Annotated in this window: 24 protein-coding genes; 9 read left to right on the top strand and 15 right to left on the bottom strand. The window is 73.2% G+C overall.

What is annotated here, in order from left to right:
* Nucleotides 1–43: 43 nt before the first annotated feature.
* From ACLJQM_RS09655 to ACLJQM_RS09635, 5 genes are read right to left on the bottom strand one after another with little or no spacing between them, the layout of a single operon-like run.
* Nucleotides 44–238 (bottom strand): ferredoxin, encoded by a 195-nt coding sequence (locus tag ACLJQM_RS09655; protein ID WP_360771814.1) that lies wholly within the window; start codon nt 236–238, stop codon nt 44–46.
* Nucleotides 235–1,365, bottom strand: a complete 1,131-nt coding sequence (locus ACLJQM_RS09650) for an NADH-ubiquinone oxidoreductase-F iron-sulfur binding region domain-containing protein (RefSeq protein WP_360771816.1) — start codon at nt 1,363–1,365, stop codon at nt 235–237. The genes ACLJQM_RS09655 and ACLJQM_RS09650 overlap by 4 nt, the downstream gene beginning before the upstream one ends.
* On the bottom strand, nt 1,362–1,931 hold the full coding sequence (locus ACLJQM_RS09645) for a ferric reductase-like transmembrane domain-containing protein (RefSeq protein ID WP_410630835.1): 570 nt from the start codon (nt 1,929–1,931) through the stop codon (nt 1,362–1,364). Before ACLJQM_RS09645 ends, ACLJQM_RS09650 begins: the two co-directional genes overlap by 4 nt.
* Nucleotides 1,928–2,929 (bottom strand): FAD:protein FMN transferase, encoded by a 1,002-nt coding sequence (locus tag ACLJQM_RS09640; RefSeq protein ID WP_360771821.1) that lies wholly within the window; start codon nt 2,927–2,929, stop codon nt 1,928–1,930. The genes ACLJQM_RS09645 and ACLJQM_RS09640 overlap by 4 nt, the downstream gene beginning before the upstream one ends.
* Nucleotides 2,926–3,180 (bottom strand): hypothetical protein, encoded by a 255-nt coding sequence (locus tag ACLJQM_RS09635; RefSeq protein WP_360771825.1) that lies wholly within the window; start codon nt 3,178–3,180, stop codon nt 2,926–2,928. Before ACLJQM_RS09635 ends, ACLJQM_RS09640 begins: the two co-directional genes overlap by 4 nt.
* Nucleotides 3,181–3,417: 237 nt before the next feature.
* Between ACLJQM_RS09635 and ACLJQM_RS09630 the strand changes: the two genes are divergently transcribed.
* The 3 genes from ACLJQM_RS09630 to ACLJQM_RS09620 are packed head-to-tail and all read left to right on the top strand — an operon-like array spanning nt 3,418 to nt 6,523.
* Nucleotides 3,418–4,290, top strand: coding sequence for an alkaline phosphatase family protein (locus ACLJQM_RS09630; protein ID WP_410630834.1), 873 nt, complete (start codon nt 3,418–3,420; stop codon nt 4,288–4,290).
* Between the two features lie 5 nt (nt 4,291–4,295).
* Entirely contained in the window at nt 4,296–5,540 is a 1,245-nt protein-coding gene (locus tag ACLJQM_RS09625) for an MFS transporter (RefSeq protein ID WP_360771831.1), read from the top strand.
* Entirely contained in the window at nt 5,537–6,523 is a 987-nt protein-coding gene (locus ACLJQM_RS09620; RefSeq protein WP_410630833.1) for a hypothetical protein, read from the top strand. Before ACLJQM_RS09625 ends, ACLJQM_RS09620 begins: the two co-directional genes overlap by 4 nt.
* A gap of 2 nt (nt 6,524–6,525) precedes the next feature.
* On the opposite strand, the gene ACLJQM_RS09615 is transcribed toward ACLJQM_RS09620, so the two are convergent.
* Nucleotides 6,526–6,924 carry a hypothetical protein gene (locus ACLJQM_RS09615; protein WP_247021680.1) on the bottom strand — a complete coding sequence of 133 codons (399 nt, stop codon included), beginning with the start codon at nt 6,922–6,924 and terminating at the stop codon, nt 6,526–6,528.
* 308 nt (nt 6,925–7,232) lie between these two features.
* On the opposite strand from ACLJQM_RS09615, the gene ACLJQM_RS09610 reads away from it, so the two are divergent.
* Entirely contained in the window at nt 7,233–8,189 is a 957-nt protein-coding gene (locus ACLJQM_RS09610) for a glycoside hydrolase family 6 protein (RefSeq protein ID WP_410630832.1), read from the top strand.
* Nucleotides 8,190–8,441: 252 nt separating this feature from the next.
* Here ACLJQM_RS09610 and ACLJQM_RS09605 read toward each other — a convergent pair whose 3' ends face one another.
* The gene (locus ACLJQM_RS09605) at nt 8,442–9,809 is read right to left on the bottom strand and encodes a 3-hydroxybutyrate oligomer hydrolase family protein (protein ID WP_410630831.1); all 1,368 of its coding nucleotides are present in this window, start codon (nt 9,807–9,809) and stop codon (nt 8,442–8,444) included.
* A gap of 174 nt (nt 9,810–9,983) precedes the next feature.
* Here ACLJQM_RS09605 and ACLJQM_RS09600 point away from each other — a divergent pair, with 174 nt between their 5' ends.
* Nucleotides 9,984–11,186, top strand: a complete 1,203-nt coding sequence (locus ACLJQM_RS09600; RefSeq protein WP_410630830.1) for an alpha/beta hydrolase family esterase — start codon at nt 9,984–9,986, stop codon at nt 11,184–11,186.
* Here the strand turns inward: ACLJQM_RS09600 and ACLJQM_RS09595 are convergent.
* The 6 genes from ACLJQM_RS09595 to ACLJQM_RS09570 form a co-directional block, all read right to left on the bottom strand.
* Nucleotides 11,183–13,366, bottom strand: coding sequence for a TOMM precursor leader peptide-binding protein (locus ACLJQM_RS09595; RefSeq protein ID WP_410630829.1), 2,184 nt, complete (start codon nt 13,364–13,366; stop codon nt 11,183–11,185). The genes ACLJQM_RS09600 and ACLJQM_RS09595 overlap by 4 nt on opposite strands.
* Nucleotides 13,363–13,533 carry a hypothetical protein gene (locus ACLJQM_RS09590; RefSeq protein ID WP_247021672.1) on the bottom strand — a complete coding sequence of 57 codons (171 nt, stop codon included), beginning with the start codon at nt 13,531–13,533 and terminating at the stop codon, nt 13,363–13,365. The genes ACLJQM_RS09595 and ACLJQM_RS09590 overlap by 4 nt, the downstream gene beginning before the upstream one ends.
* Before the next feature lie 111 nt (nt 13,534–13,644).
* The gene (locus tag ACLJQM_RS09585; protein WP_410630828.1) at nt 13,645–15,516 is read right to left on the bottom strand and encodes a helix-turn-helix domain-containing protein; all 1,872 of its coding nucleotides are present in this window, start codon (nt 15,514–15,516) and stop codon (nt 13,645–13,647) included.
* A 1-nt stretch (nt 15,517) separates the two neighbouring features.
* Complete coding sequence (locus ACLJQM_RS09580) at nt 15,518–16,846, bottom strand: MFS transporter (protein WP_360771852.1); 1,329 nt, start codon at nt 16,844–16,846, stop codon at nt 15,518–15,520.
* Between the two features lie 33 nt (nt 16,847–16,879).
* The gene (locus ACLJQM_RS09575) at nt 16,880–17,629 is read right to left on the bottom strand and encodes a 3-hydroxybutyrate dehydrogenase (RefSeq protein WP_410630827.1); all 750 of its coding nucleotides are present in this window, start codon (nt 17,627–17,629) and stop codon (nt 16,880–16,882) included.
* Between the two features lie 90 nt (nt 17,630–17,719).
* Nucleotides 17,720–18,106 (bottom strand): VOC family protein, encoded by a 387-nt coding sequence (locus ACLJQM_RS09570; RefSeq protein ID WP_360771858.1) that lies wholly within the window; start codon nt 18,104–18,106, stop codon nt 17,720–17,722.
* Between the two features lie 84 nt (nt 18,107–18,190).
* Between ACLJQM_RS09570 and ACLJQM_RS09565 the strand changes: the two genes are divergently transcribed.
* The 3 genes from ACLJQM_RS09565 to ACLJQM_RS09555 all read left to right on the top strand — a co-directional run bounded on the left by ACLJQM_RS09565 (nt 18,191) and on the right by ACLJQM_RS09555 (nt 21,723).
* Nucleotides 18,191–19,129 carry a helix-turn-helix transcriptional regulator gene (locus ACLJQM_RS09565; protein WP_410630826.1) on the top strand — a complete coding sequence of 313 codons (939 nt, stop codon included), beginning with the start codon at nt 18,191–18,193 and terminating at the stop codon, nt 19,127–19,129.
* Between the two features lie 264 nt (nt 19,130–19,393).
* The gene (locus tag ACLJQM_RS09560) at nt 19,394–21,460 is read left to right on the top strand and encodes an AMP-binding protein (RefSeq protein ID WP_410630825.1); all 2,067 of its coding nucleotides are present in this window, start codon (nt 19,394–19,396) and stop codon (nt 21,458–21,460) included.
* Nucleotides 21,460–21,723 (top strand): hypothetical protein, encoded by a 264-nt coding sequence (locus ACLJQM_RS09555; protein ID WP_247021658.1) that lies wholly within the window; start codon nt 21,460–21,462, stop codon nt 21,721–21,723. The genes ACLJQM_RS09560 and ACLJQM_RS09555 overlap by 1 nt, the downstream gene beginning before the upstream one ends.
* On the opposite strand, the gene ACLJQM_RS09550 is transcribed toward ACLJQM_RS09555, so the two are convergent.
* Together ACLJQM_RS09550 and ACLJQM_RS09545 are read right to left on the bottom strand one after the other, a co-directional pair.
* Entirely contained in the window at nt 21,708–22,307 is a 600-nt protein-coding gene (locus ACLJQM_RS09550; protein ID WP_410630823.1) for a GyrI-like domain-containing protein, read from the bottom strand. The two genes, ACLJQM_RS09555 and ACLJQM_RS09550, sit on opposite strands and share 16 nt — an antisense overlap.
* Entirely contained in the window at nt 22,307–22,816 is a 510-nt protein-coding gene (locus ACLJQM_RS09545) for a PadR family transcriptional regulator (RefSeq protein ID WP_360771868.1), read from the bottom strand. The genes ACLJQM_RS09550 and ACLJQM_RS09545 overlap by 1 nt, the downstream gene beginning before the upstream one ends.
* Nucleotides 22,817–22,930: 114 nt before the next feature.
* Between ACLJQM_RS09545 and ACLJQM_RS09540 the strand changes: the two genes are divergently transcribed.
* A complete protein-coding gene (locus tag ACLJQM_RS09540) occupies nt 22,931–24,238 on the top strand; it encodes an SWIM zinc finger domain-containing protein (protein WP_410631361.1) in 1,308 nt (435 codons plus the stop codon).
* The last annotated feature ends 379 nt before the right edge of the window (nt 24,239–24,617 follow it).

Genomic DNA, 24,617 nt, shown 5'->3' with positions numbered 1-24,617 from the left:
ATCGAGCGTCGAAGTCCTCGACGCCCGGCGCGGAACCGGCGGATCACGCCTTCCGCAACCGCAACGCCAGTGCCGGGCAAGCGTTTGCCGCGCGGCGGGTCTCGGCCGCCAGCTCCGGCGGAACCGGCCCCGACGCCACTACCGGGTAACCCCACTCGTCCAGCCGGACGAGCTCCGGCAGCAGGTCCGCGCACAGCCCGTGGCCGCGGCAGGCGATCGGGTCCACCGAGAGCTTCACGCCACTCCCTCCAGCACCCGGCACCGGCCGCCGGCCTGGTGGGTGGTGACGTCCGCGCCGAACGTGCGCAGCGCGCTCGCCGCCAGGCGGGCCGCGCCATCCGGGTGGGCGCACGCGCCGCGGCCGGTCAGCAGCGGGAGGCGGTGGGCCAGCCGGTGCACCGCAGGGCCGCCGCGCACCAGCTCCGCGAAATCCGCCGCGATCGACGGGAGGCCGAACATGCACGGGCCGCACTGCCGGGCCGACTCCGCCGCGAGGAACGCCAGCACCTTCGCCGTGTACTCCAGCCCGCACGCGCTCGCCGGAAGTGCGTACACCGCCGGGATTCCCGACAGCCCGAGCCGCAGGTCGGTCGTCCAGGTGCCGCCGTAGCCGCCGACGAGGACCGCCTGCAGCGGCTCGGTTTCGCCGCCCGCCGCGGCCAGCACCGCCGTCAGGGACGGGCCCGCCGGGAGCTCGACGACGCCGGGGGTGCGGACCGCGCCGGTCACCGTCACCAGGTCCGTGCGCGCGGCGCGGTAGTGGTGCGGGCCGAGCAGCACCACCGAAGCGAGCTGCGCCAGCGTTTCGACGTTGTCCACCAGCGTCGGGCGGCCCCGCACCCCGCGTTCGGCGGGCCGCGGCTCCTTGCCCAGCGGCCGCGCGTCGCCGGACGTCAGGAAGTGGACCAGCGCGCTCTCCTCGCTGGCGACGTACCGCCGTGGGATCTCCGCGATCCGCACCGGCACGCGGTCGTCGCGCTCGGCCAGCGCCGCGGTCACGCTCGGCAGCACCGGGCTGCCCGCGTGCACGCACAGCACGGTCTCGGTGGCGCCGATCGCGTGCGCGGCGAGCTGCAGGCCGTCCACCACCAGGTGCGGTGACAACGCCAGCAGCGCGGCGTCCTTCCGGCTGAGCGGGTCGCCTTCGCAGCCGTTCGCGACGACGATCGAGCGCCGCGACCGGGCCGCGCGCAGCTTCACCGCCGTCGGGAAGCCGCCGCCGCCCCGGCCGCGCAGGCCGGCCGCTTCGACGGCTTCCACCAGCCGGTCGCGGCCGTCGTCGCCGTGGTAGGCGACCCAGGGGACGACGCCGTTGCGGCGCCGATGACCGGCCAGGTCGAGCCGGTGCGGGGGCAGGATGCTCATCGGGTGCCTCCCAGCGGCGAGAGCTTGCGGGTTTCGGTGTCGGCGTGCTTCACGCCGGCGCGGTAAGCGACGGCGCCGAGCACGGCCAGCGCGCACAGCACGTCGAGCGCGACGATCCAGCCCCGCGCGGCGTCGTCCTCGGCCATGCCGATGCCGTGCACCAGCGCGACCGGCCAGCACAGGTAGGCCGGCCAGTGCACGGCGCGCCACACCCGCGCGGGCAAGCGGGTCCGGACCAGGCTGGTGACGACGATCGCGAGCAGCAGGTCGATCGCGACGGCGCCGAGGCCCACCCAGAACGGCTGGTAGCCCGCGCCGAACGGGAGCACGACGTCGAGCCAGCTCAGCGGGACGTAGCCGTCGAGGATCGCCGACGCGATGTGCACGGCGAGGAAGGCGAGACTGGTCAGCGCGAGGTTCCGGTGCACGGCGGCGACGGTGAACCGCGGCCACGCGGGCGTCGCGAACCGGCCGGCGCCGAGCGCGCCGAGCACGACGACGCCGGTGAAGAGCACCAGCGACACGAGCCCGGTCGCGCGGCTGAAGTACCAGACGGCGGTGCTCACGACGGCCACCCGGGCGTGGTGACGACGTCGCCGCCGACGCCGACGAGCCGCGCGGGCAGCCGCCGCCGGGCCAGCCACTCCGGTGCGGCGGCGCCGAGCACGATCGCCGCCGTGGCCGCCGTGTTGGCGTCCACAGTGGACTTCGCGGCGACGCTCGCGGTGCGCCAGCGGGGTTCCGGGACGTCGCCGGTGCGCGGGTCGACGATGTGGTGCACCGTCCGGCCACCAAGCCGCCAGCGCCGCCGGGTGATCCCCGAGCTGGCCAAGGCGAAGTCCCGGTGCAGCGCGACGGTGGCGTCCGGGGAGGCGACGGCACCGGCGTGGTCGTCGGCCAGCGCGACCTGCCACCCCCCGGCCGGCGGCCGCCCGGCGGCGCGCAGGTCGCCACCGAGGTTGACGAGCGTCCCGCAGCCGACGACGGAGTGGATCCGCCGCGCGGCCCGGTCGGCGGCGAGGGCTTTCGCGGTGGCGCCGAGGTCGAGGCGGACACCGCGGGGCAGGACGACGAGTCGTCGGACGGGATCGAAGAGCACGCGGTGCCAGCCGGGAGCGGGCGTGGGCGGGGCGGAATCGGCGGGTGCCGCCGCGAGGTCGGAGCCGCCGACGGCGCGCTCGGAAGCGGTCAAGTCCTCTTCGCCCGGTGCCCGCCCGGCCTCGGCGGCATCGACGCGCCCCGCCACCTCGGCGAAGTCGCGGTCGTAGCCCAGCTCGCGCACCGCGTCCCCCACCGTGGGGTCGACCAGCCCGTCACTCACCCGGGCCGCCCGCAGCGCGACGCCCAGAGCCTCCGCCAGCAGCGGGCTCACCCGCACCTGCCGGCCCGCGGCCTCGTGCAACCGCGAGATCTCCGAGTCCGGCCGGAACCGGCTGCACGCGAGGTCGATCGCCGCCAGTTCCCCGTGCAGGAGCTCGGTCGCCGCACCCAGCCGGGCCGGGTCGGTGACCAGCAGCTCCGCCGTCGTGCCGAGGGCGCGGAACGCCGTCGCCGCGGTCGTCACGACGCCCCCGATCCCGTGTGCGCGGAGCCCGAACCGGAGCTCAGGCCGTTGTCCGGGGCCTGCAGCTGGTCCTGGTCTCCGGAATCGGTCGTGGTGGTCGTCTGCGAGGTGTCCGCGTCCGCCGTCGACAGGCCGAAGCCGATCGCGCCGGCGGCGGCCGCGCCCAGCAGGGCGGCCGTCGCCGTGACCAGGGCGGCCTTGCGGCGGCCCCGTTCCCGGTGAGCGGTCCTGGCGGTGGTCGAGGGGTCCATGGGAACGAGTCTCGGCCGCGTTCCTTTGAGCGAGCTGGGAACGACCTGTCAACTCCCTGACCGGCCATTGTGGACACCTACCAAAGGAGGTTGACACCGGAAAGGCATTAACCCACTCTTTCCGTTGTCCGCCGGAGGGTTTCCAGGTGTTCACGAACCGGACCACGACACGGCACGCAGCAGCCCTCCGCGATGGGCATCATGAGGCGCCCTCTCCCACCACACGCTGGAGGACCCATGATCCGCAAGCGGATCGCCGCCGTGTTCGCCGCCGCCGCTCTGGTCACCGCGGGCGCGGTCACGACCGCGGTCGTCACCCGGACGGCGGAGCCCGCCGTGCAGCCGACCGCGGCGACTGTGCCCGCGTTCGACCACATCGTCCTGGTGATGTTCGAGAACAAGAAGTACTCCTCGATCAACGGCAGCTCCAGCGCGCCCTACTTCAATTCCCTCGCCTCGCAGAGCGCGAAGTTCACCAACTCGTTCGCGATCACCCACCCGAGCCAGCCCAACTACGTCGCCCTCTTCTCCGGCGCGACGCAGGGCGTCACCGACGACAGCTGCCCCGCGAACCTCGGCGCCAAGGCCAACCTCGGCCAGCAGCTGATCGGCGCGGGCAAGTCGTTCAAGGGCTACTCCGAAGCCATGCCGTCCGACGGCTACACCGGCTGTTCGAGCGGCACCTACCGGCGCAAGCACAACAGCTGGGTCGACTTCTCGAACGTCCCCGCCGCGAGCAACGTCCGGTACTCGAGCTTCCCCGCCGACTTCACCCAGCTGCCGACCGTTTCGTTCGTCACGCCCGACATGTGCAACGACATGCACGATTGCAGCGTCGGCACCGGCGACACCTGGCTGAAGAACCACCTCGACGCCTACGCGCAGTGGGCCAAGACCCACAACAGCCTGCTGATCACCACCTTCGACGAGGACAGCGGCACGTCGGTCAACCAGATCTTCACCAGCTTCACCGGCGCCCACGTCAAGGTCGGCAGCTACAGCGAATCGATCAACCACTACACCGTGCTGCGCACGATCGAGGCGTCCTACGGCCTGCCGGGCATCGGCGGCGCCGCGAGCAAGTCGCCGATCCTCGACGTCTGGCAGTAACCCGCGTGTACCTCTCCACCATCGGCCGCCGAGAGCACGCCGCGAAGGGCAAGCTCTCGGCGGTCGGCGCGAACGTCTTCGCGCTCGGCGCGGTCAGCCTGGTCACCGACGTCTCCTCGGAGATGGTCACCGCGGTCCTGCCGGTCTACCTGGTGCTCGGCCTGCACCTGAGCCCCGCCGCGTACGGGCTGTTCGACGGCCTCTACACCGGCGCGACGGCGGTGCTGCGGATCGCCGGCGGCTACGTCGCCGACCGGGTCCGGCGGCGCAAGGTCGTGGCCGGCGCGGGGTACGCGCTGTCCGCGGTGGCGAAGCTCGGGCTGCTCGCGGCCGGGGCGTCGGCGGCCGCGATCGGCGCGGTCATCACGCTCGACCGCACCGGCAAGGGGCTGCGGACGGCCCCGCGCGACGCGCTGATCACGTTGTCCGCGCCCGAACCCCTGCTCGGCCGGGCCTTCGGCGTGCACCGCGCGATGGACAGCGTGGGCGCGTTCGCCGGCCCGCTGGTCGCGCTCGCCGTGCTCGCCGCGGTCGGCGCCGCCGAACCCGAAGCCTTCGACGCCGTGTTCGTCGTCAGCTTCTGCGTCGCCGCGATCGGCGTGCTGCTGCTGGTGCTGTTCGTCCGCGACCACCGGACGCCGAAAGCGGCCGCGAACCCGGTCACCCCGCGCGCGGCGGCGGCGCTGCTGCGCGGCAGCGGCGTGCGACGGCTGCTGGTGGCGGCGTGCGTGCTCGGGCTGGCCACGGTCGGCGACGGGTTCGTCTACCTGCTGCTGCAGCACGAGGAGGACATCGCCACCGGCTGGTTCCCGCTGCTCGCGGTCGGCACGAACCTCAGCTACCTGCTGCTCGCCGCGCCGCTGGGCGCGCTGGCCGACCGGATCGGGCGGCTGCCCGTGGTGCTCGGCGGCTACGGCGCGCTGGCCGTCGTCTACCTGCTGCTGGCCGGGCCGGTGTCCGGGTGGCCGCTCATCGCCGCGGCGCTGGCGTTGTACGGCGCCTTCTACGCGGCGACCGACGGCGTGCTGATGGCGCTGGCCGGTCCGCTGCTGCCGGAATCGTTGCGCACCACGGGGATTTCCCTCGTGCAGACCGTCCAGGCGCTCGCGTACTTCACCTCGTCCGTCCTCTTCGGACTGGCCTGGCAGTTCTGGGGTCCCGAGCTCGCGATCGGCGTCGCCGCGGGCGGGGCCGTGGTCGCGATCGGCGTGACGTTCGCCGTCCTCTCGCCCCGGAAGGCCACCGCATGAAGGTCCGGATCCTGATCGCCGTCGCCGGCGTGCTCGTGCTGGCCGGGGCGGCGGTCGCGTACGTCGGGTTCGCGAGCGCGCGCGGCCACGCCGGCACCGCGACCGGCGCGGTCAGCCTCTCCCCCGGCCCGCGGCTGCTGTTCCGCAGCACGGCCGACGCCGACCGCGGCCACGTCGCCACCGTGCCGACCACCGACCCGGGCGGACCGCGGACCGTGTCGCCGCTGTCGTGCAGCCGGGTGTACGCCGCCGGCGGCACCGGGCTCTGCCTGCGCCCGGACGGCGACCTGACCACCTACCAGCTGGTGGTGCTCGACGCGGGGCTGGCGTCGAAGCGGGAGATCCCGCTGGTCGGGCTGCCGAACCGGGCGCGGGTGTCGGGCAGCGGCCGGATGCTCGCGTGGACGGTGTTCGTCACCGGCGACTCCTACAACGGCGGCATGTTCTCCACCCGCGCCGGCATCCTGGACACCGCGACCGGCGACCTGGCCGGCACGCTCGAGAACTACGCGGTGACCGTCGACGGCAAGCCGTACCAGGCGGCCGACCTCAACTTCTGGGGCGTCACGTTCACCGCCGACGACCGCCACTTCTACGCGACCATGTCCTCGGCCGGGCACCGGTACCTCGTCGCGGGCGACTTCGCCGCGCACACGATCCGCACGCTGCGGGAGAACGTCGAGTGCCCGTCGCTGTCCCCGGACGGCACGCGGGTGGCGTTCAAGTCCGCGGTGGACGGCGACCCGGCCCGCGGCTGGCGGCTTTCGGTGCTGGACCTGGCGGCGTCGAAGGTGACACCGCTGGCGGAGACCCGCAGCGTCGACGACCAGCCGGCCTGGCTCGACGACCACACGATCGGCTACGGCGTACCCCGGGCGCCGGGCCACGCGGACGTCTGGTCGGTGCCGGCGGACGGCACGGGTGCGCCCCGGCTGCTCATCCCGGAGGCGGAGTCGCCGGCGGCGTTGACGGCCGGCCCCTGAAGTCAGTCCATCTTGCGGAGGCCGTCCAGGATGCGGCGCATCAGGTCGGTGTCGGGGGCCGCGAACGCCAGCTGCGGCGCCGGCACGCGGCCCATCGGGCGCGGGGGCGGGAGGGTCCGCGGCGTCCGCCACGGCAGCCCGTCCAGCGAGGACTCGGGGCCCGTCTGCCGCGGGATCGGCAGGGTCGGCAGCGCGATCGTGCCCGCCTCCGCGACCCGGCGCGCCGACTGCTCGAAGCGCAGGCGCGCCTGGATGCCGGCCACCGTCCAGTCCGGCTCTTCGTCCGGCTCGTCGGGGCCGCGGCGCGTGCGCCGCTCGAGGGCGATCGCCCAGGCCGCGGCGGCCAGCGCCGGGAGCAGCAGGCCGGCGACGATGGCGAGGCCGGGCAGGTCCGCGGCCATCAGGCGGCCTCGGCGACGGGTAGCAGCATGGCGTTCACTTCCGGACGGACGGTTCTTCCGAAGCATGGCCGACACCTGGCTATTCGACGTGAACGAATTTCGCGGACCCCGGAACCCCATCATGAACGAGGGGGCGACACTGCCGCAAGCAGCCGAACGAGGTGACCCGCAGGGCGGCGAAACCGCAGCTCAGGACCGGTTTCGGGGTAGCCGGAAACAGCCCCTCACCCAGTAGTACGGACGCGCGCCGCCGGCGGTTCACTTTTGTTTTGTACGGCCCGTGTACACCCGGTCGGCAAACTCGCGGAATGCGCATTCCGACCTGGCTCGTGGCCGCCGCGCTCGCGCTGACCGGCCTCGCCCCCGCGTCCCCGGCCCTCGCCGCGGACGGCAACCCGCTCGAGAAGACGAACGGCTTCTCCGTCGACCCCGACTCGAACCCGGCGGTCTGGGTCCGCGACCACCCGTCCGACAGCCTCGCGGGCCCGATCCGGACGTCGATCGCGACGAAGCCCGGCGCCCGCTGGTTCGGCAACTGGAGCGGCGACATCCGCACCGCTGTCGACAAGTACACCTACGCCGCCGATGTCGCCGACAAGCTCCCGGTCCTGGTCGCCTACAACATCCCGGGCCGCGACTGCGGCGGCGAGTCGACCGGCGGCGCGGGCGGCCCGCAGGCCTACCGCGACTGGATCTCGGCGTTCGCCGACGGCATCGGCGGCAAGCCGGCGATCGTCGTCCTCGAGCCGGACGCGCTCGCCCAGCTCGACTGCCTGTCCGGCACCGCCCGCACGGACCGCGTCGACCTGCTGAAGTTCGCGGCGACACAGCTCGCGCGGAAGGCCCCGAACACGTGGGCGTACCTGGACGGCGGCAACGCGACCTGGATCCCGGCGCCGACGATGGCGTCCCGGTTGAAGCAGGTGGGCGTCCAGTCGATCCACGGCTTCGTGCTCAACGTGTCGAACTTCTCCACCACGGCCGAATCGACCACCTACGGCAAGGCGGTCGGCTCGGCCCTCGGGTACGCGGCCCCGTTCGTGGTCGACACGAGCCGCAACGGCGCCGGCCACGGCACGGACTCGGAGTGGTGCAACCCGCCCAAGCGCAAGCTGGGCGCGACGTCCCAGCCGGGCGGCGGCCCGGAGCTGCAGCTGTGGATCAAGGTCCCGGGCGACTCGGACGGCAGCTGCGGCTACGGAACGGGCGTGCCGGCCGGGACGTTCAGCCCGGCTTTGGCGAACCACCTGATCAAGGGCGACTGACCCGGGCGCTCCCGGCGTGGTGGGAGGACGCACGGTTCCCGGCACCGACGGCGCTCGCCCACGCCCGTTCTCGTGGGGGCCGCGATCCTGCGGGGCGGCACGCGAGCCGACCACCGCGACGCGTTCGACACCGGCTGGAAGAGCGCGGCGGCGGCGTTCGGCGACAGCGAATTCGGCCGGACCGGGTACTTCGTCAACGTCCGGTTCGCGGAGAGGTCTGGCCCGCCGGCTCGATCGCGAAAGACGGCAGCGTCACCCCGGAGTGACCCGCCCCCGACCCAGCTCGCACGAGGTCGCCAGCTCGGCCGGGGTCGCTCCGGCGGGGCGGGCGATCGTCGCCGACGCCGGCGGTCGCACCCCGCGCAGCCAGCCCGCGAGCGCGTCGAACGCCGTCCGGAAGCACGGGCCCAACGGCCGCAACCGGTCCGGGTACTGGTCGACCAGGCCGTCGACGTGGTTGCCGCCCTCGATGCGGTAGTACCGGTGCAGCGACCCGCGCCCGGACGCACTGATCATCCGGTCGTAGACATCGGAATCGCGCGTGATCGGCAGCAGCGTGTCCCACGTCCCGTGCAGCGTCAGCAACGGCTTCCCGATCCGCCCGGTCAGCGAAATCCGCTCCACCGCCCGCGCTACCGAAGCAGGCCTGGACGAGTACGCATAATCCGCGTCACACGCCGGCGTTCCCGAAGTGCAGAAAGGGGTTCCGGCCAGAACCGCGCCGTCGAACGACGGGTCGGCCTCCTCGCGGTAGATCCGCTGGGTCAGGTCCCAGTAGACGCGGTAGTGGTAGTCCCACAGGAACTCCGAGCCCGGCGCGAAGCCCGCGTCCAAAATGGACTGGTGGGCGGCCGGCGACCCCGCCGCGTAAGCCGGGTACGCCCGCAGGGCCGGGGGCAGGAACGTGAACAGGTTCGGTCCATCGGCACGCCACAGCGTTCCCTCCCAGTCGACGCCCCCGTCGTAGAGCCACGGCCGGTTCTCCAGCTGCCACCGGACGAGGTACCCGCCGTTGGACAGCCCGGCCGCCAGCGTCCTCGCCGGCGGGCGGCCGTAGTGGCGGGTCAGCGCGCCGCGGGCGGCGAGCGTCAGCTGCGTGACGCGCGTGTTCCACTCCGCCAGCGCGTCGCCCGGGCGGACGCCGTCGGTGTAGAACGCCGCGCCGGTGTTGCCCTTGTCGGTGGCGGCGAAGGCGTAGCCCTCGGCCAGCGCCTGGTCACCGATCGCGCGGTCGTTCGCGTACTGGCGGCGGACGCCGGGCGAGCCGGCCACGACGAGGCCGCCGTTCCAGCGGTCGGGCATCCGCAGCACGAACTGGGAGTCGTGGTTCCAGCCGTTGTTCGCGTTCGACGTCGAGGAGTCCGGGAAGTACCCGTCGACCTGGACGCCCGGGACACCGCTCGGCGACGGGAGTCCCGCCGACGTCAAGCCGGCCCAGTCGGCCTCGACCGTGTGGCCGGACTTCAGCGTGCCGGTCGTCGTCAGGTCGTCGAGGCACGCCGCGACGGACTTCTCCGCGCCGGGCACCTCCGCCCGGCAGCGCCCGGCCGAAGCCGACGCCGTCGCGGGCAGCGCCGCCGCGAGCGCACCCGCCAGTACCCAGGTCAGCCAACCGCGCACGGTCCACCTCCGGTCTCGTCGATGAGACAGAACTCAAGCGCCCGCACCGCCGGAGAGCCACCCCGCCGGGCACCATGAATTCCGGCGCCGATGTGGTGGACGGCCACATGGTCCCGGCCGCCGGTCCGACTTAGCGTCGCGGGAAACCCTCTCAACGACGAGAAGGAGTTCACCTTGCGCAAGCTCGCCTTCGCCGGACTCGCCGCGATCACCGCCGCCGTGCTCACCACCGTCGGGGTGGCCGCCGCCGACCCGCCGCCGTCGTCCCTGGTCCAGGTGCCGGACTTCGGCGCCAACCCGGGCGCACTGGCGATGTACACCTACACCCCCGCCGGGCTCGAAGCCGGCCGCCCGGTCGTCGTCGCCCTGCACGGCTGCACGCAGAGCGCCGCGGACTACTACGCCCACTCCGGCTGGCCCGCGCTGGCCGACCGGTGGCGGTTCGAGGTGGTGTTCCCGCAGACGTCGACCGCGAACAACTCGCTGAAGTGCTTCACCTGGTTCGACCCCGCCGACGACACCCGCGGCAAGGGCGAAGCGGCGTCGGTGAAGTCCATGGTGGACAAGGCGGTCGCGGACCACGGCTCGGACACCAAGCGCGTGTTCGTCACCGGGCTCTCGGCGGGCGGCGGGATGACCGCGGACCTGCTCGCCGCGTACCCGGACGTCTTCGCCGGCGGCGGCGTCATGGCCGGCCTCCCCGCGCAGTGCGCCACGAGCATCACGCAGGCGTCGGGCTGCCAGCAGAACAACCAGAGCCTGAGTCCGGCGCAGTGGGCCGCGAAGGTCACCGCGCAGAACCCCGGCTACGGCGGGCCGTGGCCGCGTGTCGCGATCTGGCAGGGCACCGGCGACTACACCGTCTACCCGGTCAACGGCACCGAACTGCGCGACCAGTGGACCGCGGTGCACGGCGTTTCGCAGACGCCGACCAGCACCCAGTCCCTGCCCGGCAGCACGACGGTGACGAACTACGGCGACAAGGTGCAGCTGTACTCGATCGCCGGCATGGGCCACGGCACCGCCGTCGACCCGGGCAGCGGCACGACGCAGTGCGGCAGCACCGGCGCGTACTTCCTCGCCGGGATCTGCTCCAGCTACTACACCGGCGTGTTCTGGGGACTGGACAAGGGAACCGGCACCACCACGACGGCCGCGCCGCCGACCACCACGACGACGACCAGCGCCCCGCCGTCGGGGACGTGCGTGAGCGCCAGCAACTACGCCCACACGCAGGCCGGGCGCGCGCACCAGAGCGGTGGCCAGACCTACGCCAACGGCTCGAACCAGGCCATGGGTCTGTGGAACACCTTCACGACGCACGCGCTGCGCGAGACGTCGTCGGGTTACTGGGTGCTCGCCGACGGCCAGTGCTAGAGGAAGATCCGCATCGGGTTGAGGTCGTCGTAGCCGTGCGGCTCGGTCAGCCGGCCGAGCCGCACGGGCACGTCGTAGAGCCGGCCGGGCGCGAACCGCGCCCAGAACCCCCGCAGGCCCGGCACGATCACCTTGACCACGGGCAGGCCGATGTCGGGCCGCGTCTGGTCGAGCACGAACACCTCGAGCCCGGCCGCTTCCAGCCGCGCCCGCACCAGGTGCACGTCGGCCAGCAGGTCGGGTGAGGAGACGTCGGGTCTGAGCACCGGGTGCCCCGGGGCAGGCAGCAGGTACGGCTCGGTGGCCACCGTCGCGTCCCGCAGCCACCGCACCGCGTCCGTGTCGTCGCCGCCGTCCCACCCGTCGAGGACCGCGGGCACCAGCTGGTTCAGCTCGGTCAGCGCGCGCCGCAGCGCGACGGCCGGGTCGAGGTGCGCGCCGAACCCGAGCATGATCGCCTCGCGGGGCCCGCCGACCTGCCGGGAGACGGCGGCCAGCACGGGGATCCCGAGGTCGGAAGTGACGTCGAGGACCCAGACTTCGCGCCCCAGCCCGGCGTAAACCTCGCGCAGTTCGGCGATCCAGGGATCACCGGACGCGGCCAGGTCGATCGCCGGCTGCCGGGTGCGGTTGTACCACCACAGCGCGACGGCGTCGCGTTCCACGACCTCCAGCATCCCTTGCAGCACCGCGTCTTCCAGCGTGCCGCCCGCGGCGTTGCCGTTGGAGTCGGCGAGCACGGACGGCGGCCCGGGCGCGTCGAAGTACAGCAGCGCGGTCGGGAACAGCCGGTGCTCGCCGCGGGTCAACGACCACACCGGCGTCCAGTCCAGCACTTCGTCGTCGTCGAACGGCTCGCCGACGAACTGGAACGGCCCGTGCCGCGCGTTGATCCGCGCCCGGTCGGCGAACTGCCGTTCGTGGAACAACTGGCACGTGTCGGGGTGCACGGCCTTGTCGCCCAGCGAACGGAAACTGGCGCGCACCCGTTCCTCGTCGCCGTCGTAGTGCCCGCTGTGCCGTTCGAGGGCCTCGCACAGCGCGCCGACCTCGGCCTGGAGCGGGGTGACGCCCTTACCGCCGTTCTCGCTGCGCAGCGCCGTGCGCAGCCGCTCGGCACCACGCCGGCCCAGCGCGGTGTTCGGCCCGGAGCGGAACGACGCGAACAGCGCCGGGCCGCGCGTGTCGCGGCGCAGCTCCTTGACGACGCCGGTCAGCGGGCTGACCAGGTGCCGGTGTTCGCCCAGCACCTGCTCCGGCGGCAACGCGCGGTGCCCGCCGCCGCCGAGCTGGGTCTTGGGGCGGGATTCGAGGACCACGGGCCGCCGCGTCCGGTCGCGGACCAGCTCCGGGTTCCCGCAGGACGCGCACTGCGGGCGGGCGCGCACCTCGTGCCGCTCGCCGGTCAGGTCGCGGCTGTCGAACGTCCACAGCGCCCGCTGGCCCGGGTACCGCTGCCCGGCCAGCCACTTGCGCGCTTCGAGGGCCACCAGGTTGAGCGCGACGGCGGTCAGCGGCGCGAGGGCGACTTCCGGGCGCGGCAGCGGGCCGGGCAAGCCGAGCGCGGCACGGACGTGGGCCTCGGCGGGCCGGTTGCCCCACAGCCGGGCGGCCAGGCAGTGCCAGCACGGCCCTTCACCGGGGGTGAAGAACGGGCCGAGCCACACCCGCGCCCCGAGTGGTTTGGCGAGCAGCCACGGCCGCCCGGCGCGGCGGTGCTCGGCGTCCACATCGGACAGGTGGCCGGCGAGGTAGTCGTGGCACAGCACGAGGGAAAGGCCGGCGTCCTCGGCCACGGTGAGCCCGGCCGCGCGCAGGACGTCCACCGTCGCGGGGTCCGCGCCGAGCACCGCGACCCGGCCGGACGCGGGTTCGCCGTCCACCGCGTCCCAGTAAGCCGATTCGGGGTCGGAGACCGCGGATCGCAGGCCGATCAGCCCGGCTTCGGCGAGCCGCGTCAGCACCCCGGCGGCTTCGTCGGCCGGGACGTCGGGCGGCAGTTCCCGGCGCAGGGCCGCGAAGTCCCTGGTGCCGTCGAGCAACGGGACCAGGGACTCCACGTGCGGCCCGCGCAAGGCTGTCGCGCCTTCTTCGGAGAGCACGTACACCGCGTCGCCGGGCACCACCGCGGTACCGAGGTGCCGCTTGAACCCGACGACCGGCGAGGCGGGTTCGGTCACCTACAGGGGCTGACCGACGGGCGAACCGGGTCCGCCACCCAGGTGTAGCACAGCCGCGCCGGGGACCCGGTGGACTGGCCGCCGTCGAGCCGGTCGATCGCCAGCCCGGGCACCTCGGCCGGGACCACGTCGAACCCCGCCGCGAGCGCGCTTTCGAATTCCTTCACGAGAACCCCCATCGTCTCGGTATCCGTCGGCTTCCACGATGCCCGGTGGCGGCGCGTCCCGCTAGGGCCGCCCGGCGCAACGGGCTTTGGTCCGCAGCACGCTGGAAGAAATCACCGCGAGCCGAGGCGGTGCAGGCGCAGGGCCAGCTGGATTTCCAGCGCGCGGTCCGGCGCCTGCCAGTTTTCGCCCAGCAGCGATGCCACCCGCTCCAGCCGCTGCACGACGGTGTTCACGTGGACGTGCAGGACGTCCTTCGTGCGCGCGAGCTGGGCCCCGTTCGCGAAGTACGCCCGCAGCGTCGCGACCAGCTCGGTGCCGCGGCGCTCGTCGTAGTCGAGGACCGGGCCGAGCGTCTGCCGGACGAACGCGTCGAGGTCCGCGCGGTCGCCCAGCAGCTGGCCGAGGAAGCCGAGCCCGGCCATCGCCGCGCCTTCGCCGGTGCGGCCGAGCGCGAGCAGGGCACGTACGCAGCGGGCGGCTTCGGCGTGGGCGTCCGCGATCGACGGCGGGCCGCTCGCCGGACCGGCCGCGCCCACCGTGACCGGGCGGCCGGTCGCCGCGCCGAGGTCGGCGGCCACCCGGCGGGCCAGTTCGTCCGGGTCGCCTTCGCCGAGCAGCACGACCTCCTCCGCGTGCACGCCGACCAGCGTCGCGTGCCGGGCGGCGGCGCTCGCCACCCGCCGCCGCGAACCGCCGTCGGCGTGCGCGACCAGCACCGCGTGCGGGGCCGACAGGTCGATGCCCAGCCGGCGCCCGCGGGCCAGCAGCGCGCGGGGGTTGCGGTCGGGCGCGGTCAGCAGGTCGGTGAGCAGCTCGCCGCGGACCTCGTCCTCGGCCCGCACCACCGACCGCCGGAGCATCAGCAGCAGCGCCGTCACGACGCCGGCGCGTTCGAACAGCCGCCGGTCGGGGTCGGTGAGCCCGGCGCGGCCGGCCAGCACGAGGCTGCCGAGCAGCTCGGGACCGGCCTGCACCGCGCACACCCAGCAGTCCTTTGTGGACACCGCCCGCCCGGCGGTCCGGGCCGCGGCGAGCGCGTCCGGGTCCAGCGCGGCCGGGGCGGCCGAGCTCGCCAGGAGCGTGCCGTCGGCGTCGTACACCGTGAGGTCGCCGTGCAGCACCCCGGCGACGTTGGCGGCGACGTCCGGCAGGTCGCCGCCGCGCAGCACGAGGTCGGTGAGCCGGTCGTGGGCGTCCTCGGCGCGTTCCATCGCCTCGTTCTGCGCGCGGATCGTCGCGTTGGCTTCGTTGAGCTCGGCGACCGCGCGGCGCGTCTGGTCGAGGAGGTTCGCGCTGTCGAGCGCGATGGCGGCGTGGTCGGCCAGCGAGGACAGCAGGGCTACTTCGTCCGCGGTGAACTCCCGGGTGGCGCGGTCGGAGGCGAAGAGCACGCCGAGCACCTTGGGACCGATCGCCAGCGGGACGCCGAGGATCGCGGTCAGGCCTTCGTCCTTGACGCCGGAGTCGATGTGGCGGGTGTGCTTGAACCGCTCGTCGGTGAAGTAGTCCGAAGTCGCGTACGGCCGCGCGGTCTGCGCGACCAGCCCGCCGAGGCCCTCCCCCATGCCCAGCACGATCTGCTGGAACTCCGCCGACACCGACCCGTCGCTGACCCGGACGTAGGTCTTGTTCTCGGCCTCGCGGTTCAGCGAAAGGTAGGAGACGTCGACGCCGAGCAGCGCCCGCGCGCGGCGGACGATCGAGCGCAGCACGGTGTCCGGATCGGACAGCGCGGCGAGTTCGCTGGCGGTCTCGAACAGCGCGGTGAGCTGGGCTTCACGGCGCCGGTGCTCGGCGAGCGTCTCGCGGATCCGCAAGGCCAGCTCGCCGGCGCTGGCCAGTGCGGCCAGGTCGCCCGCGCCGAGGGTGCCTTCGGCGCGGGCGGCCACGACGACGTGCGCCAGCTGCTCGGTGCTCGCCCCGGAGGCGAGGAGGTCGAGCAGCCGGCGCAACGCGTCGGAAGGTGCGGTCACGGCGGTCATGCTAGGGCGAAACGGCCGCCTGTTCCGCCTGGACACCCTCGTCGTGCAGCGACTGCCCGCGGGTCTCGCGGGCGGCCAGCAGCGCGATCACGGTGAGCAGGCACATCCCCGTGACGTACAGCGACACCGGCACCGTGCTGCCCCAGGCCGAGAACAGCGCCACGGCGATCAGCGGCGCGACGGCGCCGGCGGCGATCGAGGACAGCTGACCGCCGACCGACAGCCCGGTGTAGCGGACGCGGGTCGGGAACTGCTCGGCGAAGAACGCCGCCTGCGGGCCGTACATCGCGCCGTGCAGCACCAGCCCGACGGTCGTGGCCAGCACGATCACGACCGACGACTTCGTGTCCAGCAGCGCGAAGAACGCGAAGCTCCACACGGCCATCCCGATCGCTCCGAAGAGGTAGACCGGACGGCGGCCGACGCGGTCGGACAGCGCGCCCCAGAGCGGGATGGTCACGAAGTGCACGGCCGAGCCGATCAGGACCGCGGTCAGGCCCATGCCCTTCGGCAGGTGCAGCCCGGTCGTGACGTACACCAGGATGAACGCGGTGATCACGTAGTACGACACGTTCTCGGCCATCCGCGCGCCGATGGTCACCAGCACCTCGCGCCAGTTGTGGCGGAAGACGTCGACGACGGGGACGTGCTTCTCGCCGCGCTCCTCGGCCCGCTGCTGCGCGGCGAGGAACACCGGCGACTCGGAAACGGCCAGCCGGATCCACAGCCCGATCAGCAGCAGCACCGCCGAGAGCAGGAACGGGATCCGCCAGCCCCAGGACAGGAACGCCGCGTCGGTCTGCGTCGCGGACAGGATCGCCAGGACGGCGGTGGCCAGCAGGTTGCCGCCCGGCGCCCCGCACTGCGGCCAGCTCGCCCAGAACCCGCGGCGGCGGTCGTCGCCGTGCTCGGAGACGATCAGGACCGCGCCACCCCATTCCCCGCCGAGCGCGAAGCCCTGGACGAGGCGCAGCAGCGTCAGCAGCACCGGCGCCGCGACGCCCGCCGAGGCGTACGTCGGCAGCACGCCCATGAGCGCGGTCGAACCCCCCATCAGCGACAGGCTGACGATGAGCAGTTTCTTCCGCCCGAGCCGGTCGCCGAAGTGGCCGAACACCAGGCCGCCGACCGGGCGGGCGAGGAACCCGACCGCGTAGGTCAGGAAAGCCAGCAGCGTGCCGGTGAGCGGATCCGCCGTCGGGAAGAACAGCTTGTTGAACACCAGCGCGGCGGCCGAGGTGTAGAGGAAGAAGTCGTACCACTCGATGGTGGTGCCGATCAGGCTCGCGCCGACGATCTTGGCGATCGCCGACCGGTGGGGTTGGCTCACTGCGGGCTCCACTTCCTTGTGGTCGGGCGGGATCTAGGCGGCGGTCCAGCCGCCGTCGAGCGGGATGGACGCCCCGGTGATGTGGCCGGCGCGCGGGGAGCACAGCCACACCACCAGGGAAGCGACGTCGCCGGGTTCGATGAGCTTCTTGATCGCGGCGCGGCGGAGGAGGACCTCGGCGACGACGTCCTCGCGCGGGATGTCGTGCTCGGCGGCCTGCGCGTCGATCTGGCCGTCGACCAGCGGGGTGCGGACGTACCCGGGGTTGACGCAGTTGCTGGTGACCCCGTGCTCGGCCCCTTCGAGGGCGGCGACCTTGGAGAGCCCTTCGAGCCCGTGCTTGGCGGCGACGTACGCGGCTTTGTACGGGGAGGCACGCAGCCCGTGGACGCTCGACATGTTGACGATCCGGCCCCAGCCCCTGGCGTACATCGACGGCAGCGCGTGCCGGATGAGCAGGAAGGGCGCGGTGACCATCAACGACTGGATGCGGGTGAAGACGTCCGGCGGGAAGTCCTCGATCGGTGCGACGTGCTGGATGCCGGCGTTGTTGACGAGGATGTCGACCTCGGCGGGCAGCGCGCCGATGGCGGCGGGGTCGGTCAGGTCGGCGGCGTGCGCCCAGCCCCCGACTTCGGTGGCGGCGGCTTCGGCGCGTTCGGCGTCCACGTCGACGACGTGCACCTTGGCCCCGGCCGCCGCGAGAGCGCGGACGCAGGCGAGGCCGATGCCCCCGGCCCCGCCGGTCACGAGGGCGGTGCGCCCGTCCAGATCGCTGGTCATGGACGGGAACGGTAAGCGTGACCCGCGTCGCGGACCATGTGTGCGGCGGCTACAAGCCGGGAAGATCCCGTGGTGCCGCCGCACACCTCGTCAGCGGGCCAGCACCGCCAGGTAGTGCGCGTTGGTCATGACGCCGAGGAGGTTGCCGAACGGGTCGACGACCGACGCCGTCACGAACCCCGGCCCGCGCTCGGTGATCGGCTCGTACTCCTTCGCGCCCAGCTCGTGGAGGCGGGCGACGGTCGCTTCGAGGTCGTCGACGTGCCAGTAGACGATCTCGCCGCTCGGCCCGCCCATGCTCGCCGGGACGTACTTCCGGTCGATCAGCCCGAGTTCGTGCTGGTGGTCGCCGATGCGGAACTCGGCGTACCCGGGCCGCTCGAAGTACGGCTCGATGCCCAGGAACCCGGCGTACCACTCCTTCGCGGCCTCGTGGTCGTCGGCGAAGTACGAAACGGTGGCCATTCCTCGCAGCACGGCTGCTCCTCTCGGACGGTGTGGAGCCAGCATGCGGGGTGAAAGTGTGCACCGAGTGAGCACTTTGTTTGCGACACTTCCCCCATGCGCGCCGACCGCCTCGTGGCCACCCTCCTGCTGATGCAGACCCGCGGCCGGGTCACCGCGGGCGAGCTGGCCGCCGAGCTGGAGGTCTCCGTCGCCACCGCCCGCCGCGACCTGGAAGCCCTCTCGGCCGCCGGCGTGCCCGTGTACCCGCAGCCCGGTCGCGGCGGCGGCTGGCAGCTCGTCGGCGGCGCCCGCACCGACCTCTCCGGCCTGAGCGCCCGCGAGGCGCAGGCACTGTTCCTCCTGGCCGGCCCGGCCGCGGCCGGCGCCCCCGAGGTCAAGTCCGCGCTGCGGAAGCTCATGGGCGCGCTGCCCGGCACGTTCCGGGCGGACGCCGAGGCCGCCGCGGACGCGGTCGTCGTCGACCAGGCGGGCTGGGGCGAGCGCCCGAAGGAGCGGCCGCCGGTGGTCGAGCTGCTGCGGGACGCCGTCATCGCCCGCCGCCGGGTCCACCTGGTCTACGGCGGCCGCGAGCGGTCGGAGCGGCTGGTCGACCCGTGGGGCCTGGTCGACAAGGACGACGTCTGGTACCTGGTCGCCGGCACGGAGAAGGGGCGTCGCACGTTCCGCGTCGACCGGATCGCCGCCGCCACCGTCAGCGAGGAGCCCGCCGACCGGCCCTCGGACCTGGAGCTGGCGAAGGTGTGGGAAGAGGTCGTCGAGGAGGTCGAGAAGCGCCGTTCGTCGCTGACCGCGGACGTGGTGCTGAGCCGGCGCCACTTCGGCGTGCTGCGGGACCGGTTCGGGCGGCACTGCGAGCTCGTCGCCGAGCTGCCGGACGACCGGGTGCGGGCCCGGGTCGCGGCGCCCGCGCCGATCATGATCGCGCAGGAGCTGGCGGGGTGGGGCGCGCTGGTCGACGTCGAGGGTCCGGAGTCGGTGAAGGCCGAGCTGGCCCGCTTGGGCGCGGAGCTGGTTGCCCGTTATGCCCGGTAATCCCGCACGCTCCCGAACACGCGCGGTATCGAGCCTGTTCAGGCCAGCGCCCGCCGAGAAGCACCGCGCTTGAACGCCGTTCGCCCGCTATGCTCGGTGAACCCCGTTAATCGGTCTACTTTGGACATGGGGGAGACCTACTACGAGTGTCCGTTACTCACCGGTATCTGGCCGTTCGGAGTATCCGTGATCACCCGTTTGCTGTTACTGTGACGCCTCCGTGACCTGAACGTGTGTTCGGTGACACTTCGGCGAGGGCAGACGATGCGTGACGATGTGGTCGAAGCGAGTGCGGTGGTCGGGCACACGCCGGACGTGGTGTGGCAGATCGTCGGATCGCCGGAGTGGTACGCGCGGTTCGTGCCGGAGATCAGCTGGTGCGAGGTGCAGGAGCCGGCTTCGCGCGGGCGCGGGCCGAAGGGTGTGATCCGGATCGTCCCCGAGCGCGGGCCGATGCTGGAGGCGCAGGTGCAGGCCGTCGTGTACCGGCCGGGCGAGCACGTGGTGTGGTGCGGCGTCCCGGACGAGGGCACGTGGGTCTCCCTGGAGCTGAGACCCCTGGCGGGCGGCAAGACCGAGCTGTTCGTCCGGATGATGCTGCCGCCGGCGTACCTGGATCTGGTCTCGTCGATCAAGAAGGACGTCCGCGCCCTGGGCCGGCGGCTCGACCTGCACCTGGCCGGGCAGTACGACACCGAAGCCGATCGCGACGGCACCAAGGCGACCAAGCTGCGCACCACGAGCGTGCTGCTGCGCGCCGGCGTGCTGAGCCCGGCGCGGCCGGACAAGCTGGCCCGCCAGCTCCAGTCCCTCGCGCAGTGGGGCGCCACCGTCGCGGGCGGCTACCAGGCTGCCGCGGGCCGCGTACCGGACGAGCAGGCGCTGCACGACGAGCGCAACCTCCGCACGTTCCGCCAGGTCCAGGAGCGCAGCAACCGGCTCGCCAACGCACTGAGCGAACTCGGTGTCAGCGAACGCGACCGGATCGCGCTGATGTGCCGCAACCACTCCGCGATGGTCGAGTCGTTCGTCGCGGCCAGCAAGCTCGGCACCGACGTCGTCCTGCTGAACACCGGCCTGTCCGCGGCTTCGGTCAAGGACGTGCTCGCCGAGCACAAGCCGTCCGCCGTGCTCGCCGACGACGAGTTCGCGCAGACCATCGCGAACGTCCCCGGCGACTTCGCCCGGATCAGCACCTGGCCGGACGCCGACGCCGGCTACCCGACCGTCGACGAGCTGATCCACGCCGCGCCCGCCGACCCGCCGAAGCCGGTCGAGCGGCCGGGCCGGCTGGTCGTGCTCACCTCCGGCACCACCGGAACGCCGAAGGGCGCGCGCCGCCCCACACCCAAGGGGCTCGGCTCGGCCGCCGCGATCCTCGACCGCATCCCGCTGCGCGCCGGTGACCGCATCCTCGTCGCGGCGCCGCTGTTCCACAGCTGGGGCCTCGCCGCGATGCAGATCGGCATGGCGCTGCGGGCCTCGCTGGCGCTGATCCGCAAGTTCGACGCCGAAGAGACGTTGCGGACCATCGCCGAGCAGAAGTGCGACGCGCTGTTCGTCGTGCCGATCATGCTGCAGCGGATCATGGACCTGCCCGAACGCGTCCGCGCACGCTACGACCTGTCGTCGCTGCGGATCGTGGCGAGCAGCGGCTCGGCGATGTCCGGGGCGTTCGTGACGTCGTTCATGGACACCTTCGGCGACGTCCTCTACAACTTCTACGGCTCGACCGAAGTGTCGTGGGCGAGCATCGCCGACCCCGCCGACCTGCGCGCGGCGCCGACCACGGCCGGGCGCTGCCTGCTCGGCACCCGCCTGGCCATCCTGGACGAGGACCGCAAGCCGGTGCCGCCGAGCGGCGAGGGCCAGATCTTCGTCGGCAACGACATGCTCTTCGACGGCTACACCAACGGCACCGACCCGGCGCGCGCGGCGGATCTGATGGCCACCGGCGACGTCGGCTACCTCGACGCCGCGGGACGGCTGTTCGTCACCGGCCGGGCCGACGAGATGATCGTTTCCGGTGGCGAGAACGTCTTCCCGCGCCCGGTCGAGGAAGCACTGGTCGCGCTGCCCGGCGTCCACGACGCCGCGGTGGTCGGGGTGGCGGACGCGGAGTGGGGCCAGCGGCTGGCCGCGTACGTCGTGCCCCGGCGCGGCGCTTCGCTGCACGCCGAGGACATCCGCGCGTACATCCACCAGCGGCTGGCGCGGTTCGCCGTGCCGCGGGACGTCTACTTCGTCCCGGACCTGCCCCGCAACGCGACGGGCAAGATCCTCAAGCGCCTCCTGCACGACGACACCTGGCCGGCGACCTCCGAGTACTGATGCCCGAACACACATCCGACGGCCGGTACATCGTCGTCAACGGCCGCCGCTGGCGCGCGACCGACCCGGAGATCCCGGCCGACGTCCGCGACCGGCTGCAGAAGCACCTGATGGCGGCCCGGCGCGTCCAGGACCGCGAGCGCACCCAGCTGGCGAAGGTGGCGCTGGGCGAGCGCGGCGAACCGTGGTGGGAGCAGACTTCCGCGCAACGGCGGGAGCGCTGGGAAAAGGGGCTCGCCGAGCTGGATCAGCCCACCGGCTGACGCAGCACGGTCTTGAGCTTCCCGGGCGCGACCCGGCGCGGGTCGCCGAGGTAGACCTCGTGGTGCAGCCCGGTCGGCTTCAATCCTTGGCCCTCCAAGAATTCGTCGTGCAGGCGGGCCAGCAGCGGGCCTTCGTCGTCGTACGAACCGACGTGGAGCACCTGCGCGCAGCGGCCCTCGTGCAGCTTCTCGAGGCGGACCGGCGCGTCGATCTTCTTCTTGCGCCGCACGGTTTCCCGGGCTTCTTCGACGGCGTCTTCGCCGATCCACGGCGGTTGCGCGATGAGCATGGTCCACTGCCAGGTGTCCTTGGCCCGCACGGTGAAAGCGGCGTAGTCGTCCGCCCACCACAGGCCTTCGAGCGGGCCGACGACGAAGTCCTCGCCGGTCTTCTTCGCGGTCATCTTGATCGTGTACGCGAAGGCGTAGAGCGCTTCGACGGCTTGTCCGTAGCTCTCGGCCGTGTTCGGGTTGCCGCGGCCGTCGATCGCGAGGAACCGCTGCTCGGGCACGTCGAGCAGGGCCCAGTCGGTGTTCTTGGGCGCGTAGAGCGGTTTCAGCTCTTTCTTGAGGTCGTACGGCATCAGGACATCCCTTCCAGCCACGCGGCTTCCGCTTCGAGCTGCGCGATCGAGTAGTCGAAGATCGCCCGGACGAACGGCGGCGCGTCCGGCTGGGCCGCGGCGGCGCGGCGGACCTCGGCCAGCCGCTCCCCCACCGCGTCGGCTCGCCGGGCCAGCGCCGCGGCGAGCCGGTCCGGCGCGACGACCGGGCTGTTCGCCAGCCCGACGAGCACCGGCGGGTGCACCGGGCGCAGTTCGGCGATGGCGGCTTCCGCGGCGGCCGCGCACGCCGCCCGGCCCGCGTCCGTCGCCGTGTACGTCTTCTTCGCCTTGGCGTGCGCGCGGTCCTGCTCGACTTCGGCGACCAGGCCGCGGTCGCGGAGTTTGCCGAGCACGTAGTAGATCGAACTGAAGCCGAGCGCCGTCCACTCGCGCATGCCGCGTTCGGAGACGACTTCGTCCAGCTCGTAGCCGTGCCTCGGCCGCTCGGTCACCAGGCCGAGCACCGTGAGTTCCGCGTCGGTGAGCACGGGCCTATTCTAGTACTGGAATAGGCGCGTTCGTCAACGCTTCCGGAAATTGTCGGTGGGTGCTGGCATGCTTCAGCGAGTACCGGAAAGCGAGGGAGCACAGTGGGGGGACAGGTGGTGACGGCGGTGCCGTGGACCGCGGAGCGCGTGGCCGGGCTGGCGCCCGATCCCGCGTCGGAGAAGGCGGGCCGGGCGCTCGCCGCGCCGGCCAAGTGGTCGGGCGCGGGTGCGTCCGAAGACGCCGTGTGGGGCTTCTGCCAGGGCAGCGGCAAGAAGCCGTACCAGACGTGCGTCGAGCTCGCCGAGCCCGCGTTCCGGTGTTCCTGTCCCAGCCGGAAGTTCCCGTGCAAGCACGCACTGGGGCTGCTGATGCTGTGGGCGGCCGGGAAGATCGACGCGGGCGAGCCACCGGAGTGGGTGCACTCCTGGCTGGCCGAGCGCGCCGACCGCGCCCAGCGGGCGGAAAAACGCGCGGAAGCGGCCGGGCCGAAGGACGAGGAAGCCGCCGCGCGGCGGGCGGGCGAACGTGCCGCGCGCGTCGAAGGCGGTGTCGCCGAGCTGAAGGTCTGGCTGACCGACCGGATCGGCGCCGGCTTCGCGGGCTTCGACCGCAACGGCGGCGAGGAACTGCGCACGGTCGCGGCCCGGATGGTCGACGCACAGGCGTCCGGCCTCGCGGGCGGCTTGCGCCGGGCCGCGGGCACCGTGGGCCGCCGTGACTGGCCGGAGGCGCTCCTTTCGGAACTGTCGCTGTTGTACTTGCTGGCGGACGCGGCCACGAGGCTGGATTCGCTGCCGCCACCGTTGGCGGAGACGGTCCGGACCAGGCTCGGCTTCTCGGTGGAGACGGCCCGCGTCCTGGAATCCGGCGAGCGGGTGTCGGACGATTGGCTGATCACGGGCGCGGCCGACGAGGAGAACGACCGCCTCCTCACCCGCCGGACGTGGCTGCGCGGCCTCGGCACGGGGCGGGACGCGCTGGTGCTGTCGTTCGCCCCACCGGGCCGCCCGCTGGACGCGTCGCTGCCACCCGGGCACCTGCTGACGGCGGAGCTGGCGTTCTACCCGGGCGCGGCCCCGTTGCGGGCATTGGTGGTGGAGCGCGGAATCCCCCTCGCGGCCCCGGCTGCCGAGGGCGGCTCGATCCCGGCCGCACTGGCGGCGTACGCGGAGGCCATGGCGGCGGACCCGTGGCTGGAACGCTGGCCGGTCCTGCTTTCGTCGGTGACCCCGGCCGAACACCCCGGCGGCTGGTGTCTGTCCGAAAAGGACGGAACGGCGCTGCCACTGGTCCCGTACGCGTTCCCGTGGCCGTTGCTGGCGATGTCGGCGGGCAACCCGCTGACGGTGGCGGGCGAGTGGAGCCCAGCAGGCTTGCGCCCCCTGACGTGCTGGCACGAAAACCGGGCGGTGCGGCTGTGAACCAGGTCCCCTTCCTTGCACCTGGTCCGACCCGGATCCCGGCCGGCACCAGCACCCGCGGCCACTCCGACCCACCACTCACCGAGCGCGCCTGCGCGGTCGGCACCGCACTCCACGGCACCCGCCGCCACTCCGACCCACCACGCCCCCGCGAGCCGCGCCCCAACCCTGCCGGCGCCGGCCGCCACCCCGACCCACCACATCCCTGCGAGCCGCGCCCCAACCCTGCCGGCGCCGGCCGCCACCCCGACCCACCACATCCCTGCGAGCCGCGCCCCAACCCTGCCGGCCCCCGCCGCCACCCCGACCCACCACGCCCCCGCGACCCGCGCCCCAACCCTGCCGGCGCCGGCCGCCACCCCGACCCACCACGCCCCCG

This window comes from Amycolatopsis sp. cmx-4-83 (assembly GCF_046548815.1).
GTDB lineage: Bacteria > Actinomycetota > Actinomycetes > Mycobacteriales > Pseudonocardiaceae > Amycolatopsis > Amycolatopsis pretoriensis_A.
Note: the sequence above shows the minus strand (reverse complement) of the source record. Positions and strands in the feature narration are given on the sequence as shown.